A 14089-nucleotide genomic window follows, 5' to 3' on the forward strand; every position below is an offset into this window, starting at 1 on the left:
TGAAGTTCGCGGACGCGGAACGCCTGGTCGGGGTGGGTGTGGTCGGCGGGTCATGTTCGCGGTGGCGGCCCGGTGACGCGCGAGGCGGCGTTGTCGGGGCGGTGGCCGTACTCGCCGGCCGGGCGCCGGTGCAGCATCAGCGTGCCGTTGACCTGCTCGACCGCCCACCGCTTGGGCCGCGGACGAAGGCCTTGCCCTGGTCGTCGGGGTTGCGGCAAGACGACCTCGACGGTGATGTCCAGCAGCTCTCGTTGCCGAACCGCTTCCCGCTCTCGCCGTCGGCCTGCAGGAAGCGTCACGGCACCCGGCCTGCCACCACGCGCGCTGCGCTGCGCCCACTGCTCGGTGTCATGGTCCAGCCCGGCCGCGCACCGCACCGCCCACCGGCCACCGGCCAGGCGATTCTCGGGCTTTCTCAGCCACCATCACGACGAGGTGGAAAAAGGGCCCGGTGCACGCTCAGGATGAAGGCGAGAATGTGTGCGGCGAGATATCGCAGGCAAATGAGGAAGAACAGAAATAATCCGTGGCACATCATGGCGATGACCGCCCGGACCAGGTCGCAGATGAGGATCTGACCCAGGATCTGGCGCGCCGTTGCGGGACGGGATTCCTAGGGTCATTTCCTATGCATTACCGTGCACATTGCCCCTGCGCATTTCCGTGTGCATTAGCGAATCCTTCCTTCGTCGCGGGGTGCGGTGTCCGGCGTGGGGCCGTCCACTGGTTCTTGCGTTGGTCAGCCTGCCTGGCTCCGAGGGGCGCGTTGGAAAGAGCGGTGGTCAGGGTGCGGGGCGGCCGTCGCCTGGGGCCCGTCGCCGACGGACGTGGCCGACGGCGCCGAGCAGAATCAGGGCGGTGAGCGCGGAGGCTGCGGCCGCCATGCCAAGGCGCAGCCCCGGCGGGTGGAAGGTGCAGGTCACGCTGGTCGCGGAGCCGTCGAGCGGTACGGCGATGAGCCCGTAGCGGTTCTGGGCTGGCACGGCGGGAGCGTCGCCCGCGGCACAACGCCAGCCGGCGATCCGGGGCGCCGCGACGACCGCGGTTCCGGTGCTGCCGGCGGGGAGTTCGGCACGGATGGTCCCGCCCGAGACGCTCACCCGGGTGGCGCCGGTGTCCTTCAGCCGTTCGACGGCGGTGCGCAGCCGGGCGGTGTCAAGGCAGCCGACGGCGCCGTCGGGAACAAGGCTCGTCCTGTCCGGGGACAGCTCGATCCGGAACCGTCCGGAGGCCGGGACCGTGCCCAGCCGCTGCATGGAGGCGATCTTGGTGAGGGCGGAGTCGGAGGGGTAGTCGGCCCTGAACCGCCCGGTCAGCCCCTGGGCCGAGGAACCGGCGAGCCGCGCGGTGCCCGAGAAGTGCGGCGCCCACAGATACACCTCGTCGCCGGCCTGGCAGCTGCCCGTGATTGTCGGCTTGCGTCCGGCGGTCGCGGTGGGCAGGGGGCCGAGGCGCAGCCCCAGCCGCGGGTAGTGACCGCGGGAGGGTGACGTTCCCTCCGCGGTGCGCACCGTCAGCCGAGGCAGGGTGTACACGCGCGTGCCCAGCAGCAGTTCCTGGTTGCGGTACGGCGAGGCCCCGAAGGCGGAGACGCCGTTGCGGCCATGAGCGCCGTCCCCGGGCGGCCGGAGCGTCACCAGTGGGGGCACGTCCTGCCGGGTCACGGTCACCCGGCTGCCGTCCTTGGGGAACCAGTTCTGGTGCGGGTCCGGCGGGGAGTGCACTCGGGCGCCGATGGAGAAGATCGCGTCCGTGACAGCGTTGTCCAGGCTCTGCAGGTTCCGGCCGCGCGAGGTCCAGCCACCCCCCAGAGCGGTGAGCATGCTGCTCAGGACGTCGGAGGTGTGGCTGCTGTAGTACTGGGCGCCCTGCCCGCCCACCAGCAGCGGGTCGTTGGCCACGGTCTGTTCGCGGCCCGGGTCGGTCCGGTACCGGGGCCAGCCGTCGGCTTCGGCGACCGCCCGCGCCTGCTGCTCCTGCCGCGCACCCCAGGGCGCGTAGTCGTCCATGCGCGCCAGACGCAGCCGCGTGTCGACGGCGGAGGTGGCGGCGGCCTCGCCGAACTGTGTGCATAAGAGCAGGACCACGGCGAAAACCAGGTTCCTGCTGCCGCGCCGCCGGAGCAGGACCAGGCCGCCCAGGGCGCCGACGGCGGCGGCGAGGGCGAGCGGGAGGGTGAAGGATCGGCTCGTCAGCTCGCTTTTGCCGGCGAGGGCGAGGATCAGGGCGAGCAGCGCTCCCGCCGCGCCCAGTGCGCGCGGGCCCGGGGGGCCGTACGACAGCGCGTGCCAGGCGGCGATCACCAGCAGCGCGCAGAGCACGAACGCCTGGCGGTACCCGCTGCCCACTGGGACGGCGAAGGCGTGCCAGAACAACTGGGTCGGGCCCCATTGCATCGACAGCGTCATCGCGACCACCAGCAGTGTCCATCCGCCGCGCACCCGTGCGGGGACCGCGCGGTGGAAGGGCAGGGCGAGTGCGAGCAGCAGCGCCGAGCTCCCCACGAACACGGACGGAGTGCCGAACTGATACGTCGTCGGCAGCAGCCGGGCCAGCAGGTCCTCCGTCGCGACGGGTACGAACCGCCCCCACAGGTTTGGAGAAGCGTGCTTGCTGCCGAAGTAGACCACCGACACCAAAGGCGCGGCCAGGCCCAGGCCCAGGGCCACGGTCAGGACGGCGCGGCCCGCCGCCATGAGCCGCTGCCGGCGCGACAGGTCGGCGAGGCACAGCCGCAGCAGCACCACCAGGCCGGCGCCGATCGTGGCCATGTACGCCGTGTAGAAGTTGGCGATCCACACGATCGTCACGATGAGGACCCCGAGGACGAGGCGCCGCCCCCGCAGCGCCCATTCGCCGACCAGGCACAGCAGCGGCAGGGCGATCAGGCCGTCAAGCCACATCGGGTTGTACGAGGCGTCCGCCAAGCTCCAGCCGCACAGGGCGTACGACATGCCGAGCAGTCCCGCCGCCCACCAGGGGCCCGGGCGCAGGCGCAGCAGCAGCCATGCCATGGCGGCACCGGCCGACGCCGTCTTGAGCACGGTGATCACATACACCGCGAGGTCGATCTCGTCCCGCGGGAACACCGCCACGAGGAGGGCGAACGGGCTGGCGACGTAGGTGCCGAGGTCGGGCAGGAAGCCGGCGCCGAGCCCGGACTGCCAGTTGAGGAGCAGGCCGCCATCGGCCCTGCCGTGCAGCAGGTCCCACAAGTGGGCGTGGTAGGGCACGTACTGGTTGCCCAGGTCGTTGACGCTCCGGGTGCGCGGTCCGAAGGGGTAGCTGCGGGCGATGACGTCCGCGACGCAGAACGCGGTGACGCTCAGCACGGCCGCGAGCAGGGCCGCCTTCCCCTCGGGCCCGGCCGGCCTCGGTCCTCTCAGCCACCGGGGTGCGCGGCGGCCCGGCGGCGGATCGGCGGACGGCCGCGGTGCGGCGTCCGACGGCCGGTCACCACCGCCCGCGATGGAGACGGCGGTCTCCTTCATGAAAGGGGCTGCCGGCTTCACATCCGGCCCCTGTCCGCGCGACACGCTTTATTTGCGCAGGCAAATATGGGGAAATCGGGTGTTCTCCGTAAACCACTCACCGAAAGGATCGAACAAGCCATCCCTGACAGACCCCCAGAGAAATCAGGCCACACGGCATGCTGCACCTGACATCTCGTCCGGTGCTTTCGCTCACCGCGTCTCGTTGGTTCCCCGCGTTAGATGGGCTCCGCCCGCCGATGGTTGTGCCGCCACTGAAAGTGATGAGAAGAATTCCGAATAGTGGGGGCAGCCGCACGCCGACAGGCCGCACGCCCCCCGGCAGGCCGTCCCCCCGGCAGGCCGTCCCCCGGCGGACCGTCCCACCGGTCCCGCTCCCGCCGGCTCCCCTCATCGAGCGGGACGAGCCGGGCCGGCTCCTTCTGACGACGTCGTGGGTCCTGTCCGTCTCGCTGTTCCACGCAGGGCTATCCGCAGTCCTGCGCCCGCCGCAGCAGCAGCTCTCGTTCCCGTTCGTTGCGGGTCAGCCGCGCGGCCCGCTCGAACTCCGCCCTCGCCTCAGCCGGGCGGCCCAGGCGGGACAGCAGGTCGCCGCGCACGCTCGGCAGGAGGTGGTAGTCGCGCAGGGCTGGCTCCGTGGTCAGGGTGTCGGTGATCTTCAGGCCGGCTTCGGGGCCCTCGGCCATGGAGACGGCGACCGCTCGGTTCAGCTCCACCACCGGGGACGGGGAACGGGCGGCGAGCAGGCCGTAGAGGGTGGCGATGCGTGGCCAGTCCGTGTCCTCGTAGGTGTGGGCGTGCGCGTGGCAGGCTGCGATCGCGGCCTGCAGGAAGTACGGGCCGGGGGCGCCGGTGGAGACCGCGTCGGCGCGGCCCAGGGCGGCGATGCCGCGGGCGATCAGCATGCGGTTCCAACGGGTGCGGTTCTGGTCCTTGAGCAGGACCGGCTCACCGCCGGGCCCGGTGCGGGCGGCGGTGCGGGACGCCTGGAACTCCAGCAGCGAGGTCAGCCCGTGCACCTCGGGCTCCTTGGGCATCAGCCCGGACAGTACGCGGGCGAGCCGCAGCGCGTCCTCGCACAGGGCGGGGCGCAGCAGGTCGTCGCCGGCGGTGGCCGAGTAGCCCTCGTTGAAGATGAGGTAGATGACCTCGAGGACGGAGCCGAGCCGGGCCTCGCGCTCCGGCCCGTAGGGCACCTCGAAGGCGACGTTCCGGGTGGCGAGGGTCCGTTTGGCGCGGACGATCCGCTGCGCGACGGTGGCCTCCGGCGCCAGGAAGGCCCGGGCGATCTCCGCCGTGGTCAGTCCGCCGAGCAGCCGCAGGGTGAGCGCGATCCGCGCCTCGGCGGACAGGACGGGGTGACAGGCGGTGAAGACCAGCCGGAGCAGGTCGTCGTCGATGTCGTCCGGGTCGGCGGGCTCCGCCGGGGCGACCGTGGTCTCGAGGTCACGCCCGATCTCCGCCAGTTTGCGTGCGTAGCGCTCGCGCCGTCGTACGAGATCGATCGCTCGGCGTTTGGCGGTGGCGGTCAGCCAGGCCCCGGGGTTGTCCGGAACCCCGTCCCGCGGCCACTGCTCCAGCGCGGCGACCAGTGCGTCCTGCGCCAGTTCCTCCGCGATCCCGACGTCCCGGACGACGCGGGCGACGGCCGCGACGACGCGGGGGAACTCGATGCGGAAGACGGTCTCGATGGCGGGGCCCGCGGGGTCCGTCGGCTCTGCTGTCACAGATACCCATCAGACACCCGCGGGGCCGTCCCGCCAAAACGGGGATCCGGGGCTCGGGGGTCCTTGCACTGTGAGCGTCCGGTCGCGTGGTCTGGTGCCGGGGGCACCTCCCACGCCTTTCGGGCTGTGGGGGAGCATCGCAAGGCGCCGGAGAGCCCTGGATGGGGTCCCCCCGCTCGAGCGAGGCCGAGCGGGGGGAGGAGCTACCTGGGCTTTTCGGCATGGGGGCGATGGGGGTGCCGCCTGCTCGAGCGCAGCCGAGAGCTTGGGGAGCGGTGCCGGACCACGCGACCCGGGCGGGCATGGTGCAAGGACCCCTCAGCCCTCGGCGATCTCCCGCACCTCGCAGGTCACCGTCCAGTGCTCCTCGTGCACCTTCAGGAACCGCTTGGTCCACTCGATGGCCTCGGCCTTGTCCTTGCACTGCATGATCGCGTAGCCGCCGACGACCTCCTTGGCCTCGGTGAACGGGCCGTCCGTGACGGACAGCTGCCCGCCTTCCCAGCGCACCCGGGTGCCCTGCGCGGTCGGTGTCAGCCCGGCGGTGTCGAGCATGACCCCAGCCTTCGTGATCTCCTCGAGCAGCTCTCCCATACGCTGCATCAGCTCCGGGCTGGGGCCCTCGGCGGGTGCGGTGTTCTCGTCGATCTGCACGAGCGACAGGTAACGCGGCATGGTGACTCCTTCGGTACCGAGGCGGGGCTCGTCCCCGCCTCTCACCCGTGCGTCGAACGACGAAGGCCGGGATCGACACCCTCTCCGAACTGCTTCGAAGATTTTTTCCGAGCAGGGCTCAGCGCAGCGACTCCCACAGATCGCTCGCCTCCGGTTCGTTCGCCACCACCCGGTTGGGGTTCGACGGCGCCTGCACCACCGGCATGGTCAGCGTCGTGACCTCGGAGGACGACAGGTCCTTGAGGCTCTGGGCCAGGCCGGCCAGTTCGGTGAGCGAGTCCAGGTCCGTGTCCGTCGTAAGGCTCTTCGTGAGTGTCCTGGCTACGTCGTACAGCCTGGTCGGGCTGGTCAGCAGGTCGGTGGAGCCGACCTGATCCAGCAGTGCCTTCACCAGCTGGTGCTGGAGTTTGATGCGGCCCAGGTCGCTGCCGTCGCCGACGCCATGACGGGTACGGGCGAAGGCCAGGGCCTGGGTGCCGTCGAGGTGGTGCTCGCCGGCGGCGAGTTCCAGACGGCTGTCCTCGTCGGTTATGGCGGTGTCGGTCGTCACCGTCACTCCGCCGAGCGCGTCCACCAGGTCCGCGAAACCGGCGAAGTCGACCTCGATGTAGTGGTCCATGCGGATGTTGGTCATGGACTCGACCGTTTTCACCGCGCAGACCGGACCGCCCACTTCGTACGCGGAGTTGAACATGGCGCCGTACCGCACCGCGGTGCTCCCGCCGGACTTCCGCGGGCAGGAGGGCCGGGTCACCAGCGTGTCGCGCGGGATGCTCACCACGGTCGCCCCGGTGCGGCCCTCGTCGAGGTGCACGATCATCGCGGTGTCGGAGCGGGCCCCGCCGCTGTCGCCGCCGCCCAGTTCGGCGTTGCGTTCGCCGCTGCGCGAGTCCGAGCCGAGGACCAGGATGTTCAGCGCACCGCTGGGCACCTCCGAGACGAGGGTGGAGGCCGACGGTGAAGGGGCGAGCGCCACCCGCGCCGGCCGGTCGTCGCCCAGGGCGCTGTCGATGTCCACGCTCTCGATGTTGCGGTTCAGCTGCCAGTACGCCCAGCCCACCCCGGCGGCGGCCAGGGCCAGTCCCCCGGCGACGGTGAGCCCGACGACCTTGAGTACTCCCGGCCGTCGGCCCCCGCGTCTTCCCCTGCGTCCGTGCTCGTCTTCTCCCGTCACACTCGGGAACGTACGTCCGAATTATTACAACGGTAAACCTCCGACCCGCTTTTCTTGAGAAAAACTCATCTTTCGTCACGGACAGGACCGACAGCACCGACACGCCCCGGACAGTTCGGCAGGTGTCCGTAGTCTCGCTACTTCACCCGCACCTCACACCGCATCCGCCGTCCGGGACCGACCACCCGTTCCGGCCCCGTCAGTGTCACCGGCACCGCATGCCGTACGTCCTCCTCCGCGCTGGACGACCCGAACCGTAGTTCCAGCTCCCCCGGTTCGACGATCCGTTCGCCGTCCGGGCCGGTGTACGCGGCCAGGTCCGCCGGAAACGTGAACTGGACCTCGGCCGACGCGCCCGCCTCCAGCGGCACCCGCGCATAGCCCACCAGCCGGGCCACCGGGCGGGCCACCTTGCCCACCGGGTCGTGCAGATAGAGCTGGACGACCTCCGTACCGGGCCGGCCCCCCGTGTTGCGGACCGTCAGACGCAGCGTCGTCGCGCCGTCCGTCGGGACCCGGTCGGCGTCGGCGGACGGCGTCTGCCAGTCGTACGCCGTGTAGGACAGCCCGTGGCCGAACGGGAACAGCGGGGTGGGGTCGAGGCTGCTGGCCTCACCCCGGCGGCCGAGCGGCGGGGCGAGATAGGTCCACGGCTGCCCGGCCGGATCGCGCGGCACGCTCACCGGGAGCCGTCCCGACGGGTTCACCCGCCCCGACAGCACCCCGGCCACAGCCGGGCCGCCCTCCTCGCCCGGGAAGAACGCCTGCACGATGGCCGCGCACCGGTCCGCCCAGCGCCCGAGCGCGTACGGGCGGCCGGAGAACACGACGAGTACCACCGGTGTGCCGCCGGTGGCCGCCGCGTCCAGCACCCGGTCCAGCAGTGCGCCCTGCCCCTCGGGCAGTTCGAGGTCGGCCGCGTCGCAGCCCTCGCCCGAGGTGCCACGTCCGAACAGCCCCGACCGGTCGCCGACCGCGACCACGCACACCTGGGCCGCACCCGGATCGTCCACGAACCGCGCGTCCGGCAGCTCCGCACGGAGCGCGTCGAGCAGCGTCGGCACGGCCACGCCCATCGGCAACTCGGGGTGATCCAGCAGGACGTGGCGCGGGAACGTGTAGCAGCCGAGCATGGCCGCCGGGTCGTCGGCGAGCGGGCCGAGGACCGCGATCCGCCGCACCTCGGGGCCGATCGGCAGCAGCGGGCCGGTGGCCGTGCCGGTAGCGGTACCGGGGGCCGTGCCAGTGGCGGTACCGGGGGCGGGTCCGTTGGACAGCAGGACGACCGACTCCTCGGCCAGCCGCCGTGCCAGCGCCCGCGCAGGGGGCGGATCGAAGTCCAGCGCGCCGTCGGTCGCGGGGGACGGCACGGCGGGCGGCGCCCAGTCCGGGTCCAGCAGACCCAGCTCGCACTTCTGCGTCAGGACCCGCAACGCGGCCCGGTCCACGAGGTCCTCGTCCAGGGGCCCGGTCCCGAAGCAGCGCACCGCCGGGAGTTCCACGTCCACGCCGGCGGCGAGGGCAAGCGCCGCCGCCCCCGCCGGGGAGTCGGTGAGCCCGTGCGCCGACTCCAGGAAGGAGACCCCGAAGTAGTCGGCGACGACCGTACCGGTGAACTGCCATTCCTCCCGCAGGAGTCCGGTGAGCAGCCGGTGGTGGGCGTGGGCCGGCAGCCCGTCGATGTCGTTGTACGCCGCCATCACCGACCGCGCGCCGCCCTCGTGTACCGCCATCTCGAACGGGGGCAGGATGACGTCCGCCAGTTCGCGGGGGCCGAGCGACGCGGGCGCGTGGTTGCGGGCGCCGCGCGAGGCCGAGTACCCGGCGAAGTGCTTGAGCGTGGCGACGACGCCGGCGGCCTGGAGGCCCTGTACGTAGGCGGTGCCCACCGTCGCCACGAGGTGGGGGTCCTCGCCGATCGACTCCTCGGTGCGGCCCCAGCGCGGATCCCGTACGACGTCGAGCACGGGAGCCAGCCCCTGGTGGATGCCGACCGACCGCATGACGGTCCCGATCGCGGCCGCCATCTCCTTCACCAGGGCCGGGTCGAAGCTCGCGCCCCAGGCGAGCGGCGTGGGGAAGATCGTCGCCTGCCAGGCCGTGAAGCCGGTCAGGCACTCCTCGTGCGCCAGGGCGGGCAGCCGGAAGCGGTTCGCGGCGCGGATCCGCTCCTGGAGGGAGGCCAGCCGCGCGGCCCCCTCGGCCGGCTCCACCGGCGCCGTGCCGAAGGGACGGGTCAGCTGACCGAGGCCGTGCGGGAGCAGTTCGCCGAGGTCGAGTTCCTCGGACAGGGCGTGCTGCAGCGGGGCCATGTCGCCGCCCGGGGTCTCGTTCGAGCCGGGCCAGACGCTGTAGAGCTGGGCGGCCTTCTCCTGCGGTGTCATCCGGGCGAGCAGGTCGGCGGCGCGGACGTCTGCGGGCAGGGCGGGGTCCTGCCAGGGGTCGGTCATGTAACTCCTCGTATGGGTAAGGGAGTTCGGTATGTCGGGCGGTCGTCGGTCAGCCCTTGGTCGCGCCGAGCGTTATGCCGCCGATCAACTGCCGTTCGGCGACCGCGTAGAAGGCCAGGGCGGGCACCATGGCGAGCACCAGGTAGGCGAAGATGCGGGCCACGTCGGCGGCGTACTGGCCCTGGAACTGCTGGATGCCGACCGGGATCGTCCACCAGGTGGGCTCGCTGAAGACGAGCAGCGGCAGCAGGAACTGGTTCCAGCTGCTCACGATGGCGAGGACGGACACCGTGCCGAGCGCTGGCCGGGCCAGCGGCAGCAGGATGCGCCAGAAGAACCCGAAGCGTGAGCAGCCGTCGAGGGTGGCCGCCTCCTCCAGCTCACCGGGGATCTCCCGGAAGAAGCCGCGCAGGATGATGATCGTCACCGGCAGGCCGAAAGCGGCCTCGGGGAGGATCACACCCCATGGGTTGTCCAGCAGCCCGAAGGTGCGCAGGAGGATGAACAGCGGCAGGATCGCCACCGCGAAGGGGAACATCAGCCCCATCGTGAACAGGGTGAACACCACCTCGCGGCCGCGGAAGGCGAAGCGCGCGAGGGCGAACGCCGCGAGCGCCGCCGTCGCCACCGTGAGCACGGTCGCGGCCACGGCGATGACCGCGCTGCTGCCCAGGGACCGCCAGAAGTCCGACGAGCCGAGCAGGGAGGTGTAGTTGGAGGTCACCCAGGGCGAGGGCAGCCCGAAGGTGTTGCCGGAGAGCTGCTTGGTGGACTTGAAGCCTGAGACGAGGGCGTACAGCAGTGGGGTGACCATGAAGACGCCGATCAGCCAGAGCACCGCGTACACGGGCAGGGTGCGCAGTCTCCGGCGCCGCCGCACGCTCTTCGGTACGGCCGGCTCGGAGTTCCGTCGCACCCGGGCCCGCCCGGCCGTCGGCGCGCTCATCGGTTGGCTCGCATGGTGGTGACGGCTCCTTCGGTGTCACGGCGCAGGACGAATCGCTGGTAGGCGAGGGCGAAGACCAGGCTGATCAGGAACATCACGACGCTGATGGCGCTGGCGTAGCCCATCTGGAAGCGCTTGAAGCCGTACTGGACCATGCTGACCGCCATCGTCTCCGAGGCGTGGTCGGGCCCGCCGGCGGTGGTCACCCAGACCATGTCGAAGAGCTGGATGGCGTAGATGACGGACAGGAACACGCTGATCCGCAGGGTGGGTGCGAGCAGCGGCAGCGTGATGTGGCGGAAGCGCTGCCAGGATCCCGCGCCGTCGATGCGCGCCGCCTCGTGCAGCACCGCCGGGATGCCCTGCAGGCCCGCCAGGTACAGCATCATGTGGAAGCCGAAGTACTTCCAGGTCATGACGAGGAAGAGCGTGGGCAGAACGGTGTCCCGGCCGGCGAACCAGTCCCCGCCGAGGCCGCCGAGGCCGACCGCGTCGAGGACCTTGTCTGCGAGCCCGTCCCCGGGCGCGAAGATCATGCCGAACAGCACGCCCGTGATGACCTCGGAGAGGATGTACGGCGCGAAGAACAGCATCCGGTAGACGGCCCGGCCGCGCAGCTTCTGGTTGAGCAGCACGGCCACGGCCAGGGCGAAGGGCAGTTGGAGGACGACGGAGAGGCCGATGAGCAGCCCTCCGCGCCACAGGTCCCCGAGGAAGACGGGGTCCTTGAATAGACGGGTGTAGTTGTCGAAGCCCACGGCGTCCGTCAGCGAACCGAATCCGCCCCAGTTGAAGAAGCTGATGTAACCGGCGTAACCCATCGGCACCAGCACCAGCAGCCCGAACAGGGTGAGTGCGGGCACCGTGAAGACGAAGGCCGACAGCCAGTCGCGCACTCGGTGCAGGACCGGCGCACGGGCGGGCCCGCCGGTGGGCACGGCGGGGTCGCCCGGGGACCTGCCGGTGCCCCACACGTGCTTCGTCGACGCCTTCGCGGAGGACGAAGGCGTCGAAGGCGTCAACGGTGTCGAAGACGTCGAGGGTGTCGAGGTCGGGTGCGTCATCGGCGACCGCTAGCTCTGCTCGCTCTTGGCCACCTGAGTGACCGAACGCGTCACCTGTTCGGGCGACTTGGAGCCCGCGATGAGCGCGGCCACGCTGTCGTTGATCTCCTGGCCGACGGCGGGGGCGTAGGCCTGGTCGAGGTAGAGCTGGAAGCCGGTGGCCTTGTTCAACTCGTCCGACACGGCGGTGAGGTTGGGGTCGGTCAGTGCGCCGCGCGCGCCCTTGGAGACGGGTATCAGTCCGGTCTCCTTGACGAGCTTCTCGGCGAACTGCTTCTCGGCGAAGAACTTCAGGAACTCCAACGCGGCGTCGGGCGCGCCCTTGCGCACCGCGTGACCGCCGCCCCCGCCGAACACCTCGGTGAGCGCGCCCTTTCCGCCCTCGACGGCGGGGAAGGGGAAGAAGCCGAGGTCGTCGCCGAGACCCTTCCCGGCGTCGTTCTCGACGACCGGCGCCCACTGGCCCATCAGCTCCATGGCCGCCTTGCCGTTGCCCATGGCGGCCGCCTGGCCGCTGGGCGTGGAGTAGGCCGCGCCCAGGAACCCCTTCTGGAAGGGGTTGAGTTTGACGAGGTCCTTGAGGTGCTGTCCGGCCGTGACGAAGCCCTCGGCGGTGAAGTCGGCGTCCTCGGCGGCCTTCCGCATCGCGTCGAGTCCGGCGACGCGCATCGAGAGGTACGCCCAGTAGTACATGCCGGGCCACTTCTCCTTGCCGGCCAGGGCGATGGGCGTGATCCCGGCGTCCTTGAGGGCTCCCACCGCATCGAGGTAGGCGGACCAGGTGGTGGGCGGGGAGGCGATGCCGGCCTTCTTGAAGAGCGCCTTGTTGTACCAGAAGCCGACCATGCCGATGTCGAAGGGAACGGCGTACGTCCTGTCGTCGAACCGGTAGGCCGTCAGGGACGCCGGCACGTAGTCGGCGGTCCAGGAGGAGACCTTGTCCGTGAGGTCCTCGACCAGTCCGGCGTCGATCTGCTGCTTGAGTACGCCGCCGCCCCAGGTGTGGTAGATGTCCGGCAGCTTCCCCGAGGTGGTCAGCGCGGTCATCTTCGACTTGTACGCCTCGTTCTCCAACGTGACGATCTTGATCGTCACATCGGGGTGCGCGGCCTCGAACTCCCTGGCGCGTTGCGCCCACAGTTTCTTCGCGGGCTGGGTGGTGGTGATGTTCCACCATTCGACGGTGGTCTTGCCGGAGCTGTTGCCGCTGTCGGAGGAGCCGCACGCGCTGAGCGCGGTCGCCCCCAGTCCGGCCGCCGCTGAGGCCGCCAGCAACCGGCGGCGGGAGAGAGAGGTGGTGCTCAACGCTAGAGAAGTGCTGCCCAACGCCTGCATCGCACACCTTCCGGAAGAGGGCCGAAAATTATCGGTTCAGTGCGCTCGGAAAGTACGGGTGCGAGACAGGCGTGTCAACGCTCTTAACAAATACTTCGGCCGGGACCTCAGGAAAGCGCCGCCGAACTCGCCCGCACCACGAGTTCGGTGGCCAGCTCGACACGGCGGGACGCCGGCTCCTCACCGGCCGCGAGCTGCAGCACCGTACGGGTGGCCAGCCTGCCCATGTCCGCCAGGGGCTGGCGCACGGTCGTCAGCGGGGGCGCGGACCAGCGCACCTCCGGCAGGTCGTCGAAGCCCACCACGCTCATGTCCTCGGGGACCCTGAGGCCGCGGCGGCGCAGCGCCTCGATCGCGCCGAGCGCCATCTGGTCGCTGGCGGCGAACACCGCGGTCGGCGGTTCGGCCAGGTCCAGCAGGACGCCCGCACCCTCGAAGCCGGACGCGTGGTAGAAGTCCCCGGGCACGGTCAGGGCCTCGTCGACGGCGAGGCCGGCGCCCTCGAGTGCGGCGCGGTAGCCGTCGAGCCGCGCCCGTGAGCACAGCAGCCGCTGGGGACCGGCGATGAAGCCGATCCTGCGGTGACCGAGACCGAGCAGATGGTCCGTGGCTGCCATCCCGCCGGCCCAGTTGGTGGCGCCGACGGTCGGCACGTCCAGGGACGGGGAGCCGGCCGGGTCGACCACGACGAGGGGCACGCCCAGGCGGCGCAGCTCCTCGTGCAGCCGGGGTTCGAGGACGGAGGTCACGAGGATCACCCCGTCCGAGGCGCGGGCGCGCAGGTTCTCCATCCACTGCAGCGCCGGGCGCGAGGCGCCGTGGATGGCGGACACCACCGTGCCCACGCCCGAGGCGTGCGCGACGTCCTCGACCCCGCGGATGATCTCCACGGCCCAGGGGCTGTCCAGGTCGTTGAAGACGAGGTCGATGAGGGCCGCCCGGGAACGGTCCGCGGGCTGCTTGCGCCGGTAGCCGTGCCGGCGCAGCAGGTCCTCGACCCGGGCCCGGGTCTCCGGCGACACGTCGGATCGGCCATTGACCACGCGGGACACCGTGGGCACCGAGACTCCCGCCTGTCGGGCGATCTCGGTGATGGTCACCTTGTTCGTCTCCTTGTTCCTGACGCCGCCGCCGGCGCTCTCCCGGGCCACGCGCCCACCTCCGTTGCCGAAACCTTGCAAAAACCTTCCGGAAAACCCGGGTTGGCGTGAAGGCTACAGGGGACCG

Annotated in this window: 9 protein-coding genes; all 9 read right to left on the bottom strand. The window is 71.1% G+C overall.

What is annotated here, in order from left to right; translation table 11 throughout:
* Positions 1–782: 782 nt before the first annotated feature.
* Positions 783–3491, bottom strand: coding sequence for a YfhO family protein (locus tag EF387_RS26810; RefSeq protein WP_128379166.1), 2709 nt, complete (start codon positions 3489–3491; stop codon positions 783–785).
* Between the two features lie 467 nt (positions 3492–3958).
* The gene (locus tag EF387_RS26815) at positions 3959–5218 is read right to left on the bottom strand and encodes an RNA polymerase sigma factor (protein WP_128379167.1); all 1260 of its coding nucleotides are present in this window, start codon (positions 5216–5218) and stop codon (positions 3959–3961) included.
* Positions 5219–5536: 318 nt separating this feature from the next.
* Complete coding sequence (locus EF387_RS26820) at positions 5537–5893, bottom strand: YciI family protein (protein ID WP_128379168.1); 357 nt, start codon at positions 5891–5893, stop codon at positions 5537–5539.
* A 118-nt stretch (positions 5894–6011) separates the two neighbouring features.
* Positions 6012–7067 (bottom strand): LCP family protein, encoded by a 1056-nt coding sequence (locus EF387_RS26825; protein ID WP_128379169.1) that lies wholly within the window; start codon positions 7065–7067, stop codon positions 6012–6014.
* Positions 7068–7204: 137 nt separating this feature from the next.
* Positions 7205–9517: a beta-xylosidase/alpha-l-arabinosidase gene (locus EF387_RS26830; RefSeq protein WP_128379170.1), complete on the bottom strand. Its 2313-nt coding sequence runs from the start codon at positions 9515–9517 to the stop codon at positions 7205–7207.
* 49 nt (positions 9518–9566) lie between these two features.
* Positions 9567–10463 carry a carbohydrate ABC transporter permease gene (locus tag EF387_RS26835; RefSeq protein ID WP_420802623.1) on the bottom strand — a complete coding sequence of 299 codons (897 nt, stop codon included), beginning with the start codon at positions 10461–10463 and terminating at the stop codon, positions 9567–9569.
* Positions 10460–11401, bottom strand: a complete 942-nt coding sequence (locus EF387_RS26840) for a carbohydrate ABC transporter permease (RefSeq protein ID WP_238431718.1) — start codon at positions 11399–11401, stop codon at positions 10460–10462. The genes EF387_RS26835 and EF387_RS26840 overlap by 4 nt, the downstream gene beginning before the upstream one ends.
* A 135-nt stretch (positions 11402–11536) precedes the next feature.
* Entirely contained in the window at positions 11537–12862 is a 1326-nt protein-coding gene (locus EF387_RS26845; RefSeq protein WP_420802624.1) for an extracellular solute-binding protein, read from the bottom strand.
* 107 nt (positions 12863–12969) lie between these two features.
* Complete coding sequence (locus EF387_RS26850; RefSeq protein WP_128379173.1) at positions 12970–14013, bottom strand: LacI family DNA-binding transcriptional regulator; 1044 nt, start codon at positions 14011–14013, stop codon at positions 12970–12972.
* Positions 14014–14089 lie beyond the last annotated feature (76 nt).

Source organism: Streptomyces cavernae (genome assembly GCF_004023625.1).
Taxonomy (GTDB): Bacteria; Actinomycetota; Actinomycetes; order Streptomycetales; family Streptomycetaceae; genus Streptomyces; species Streptomyces cavernae.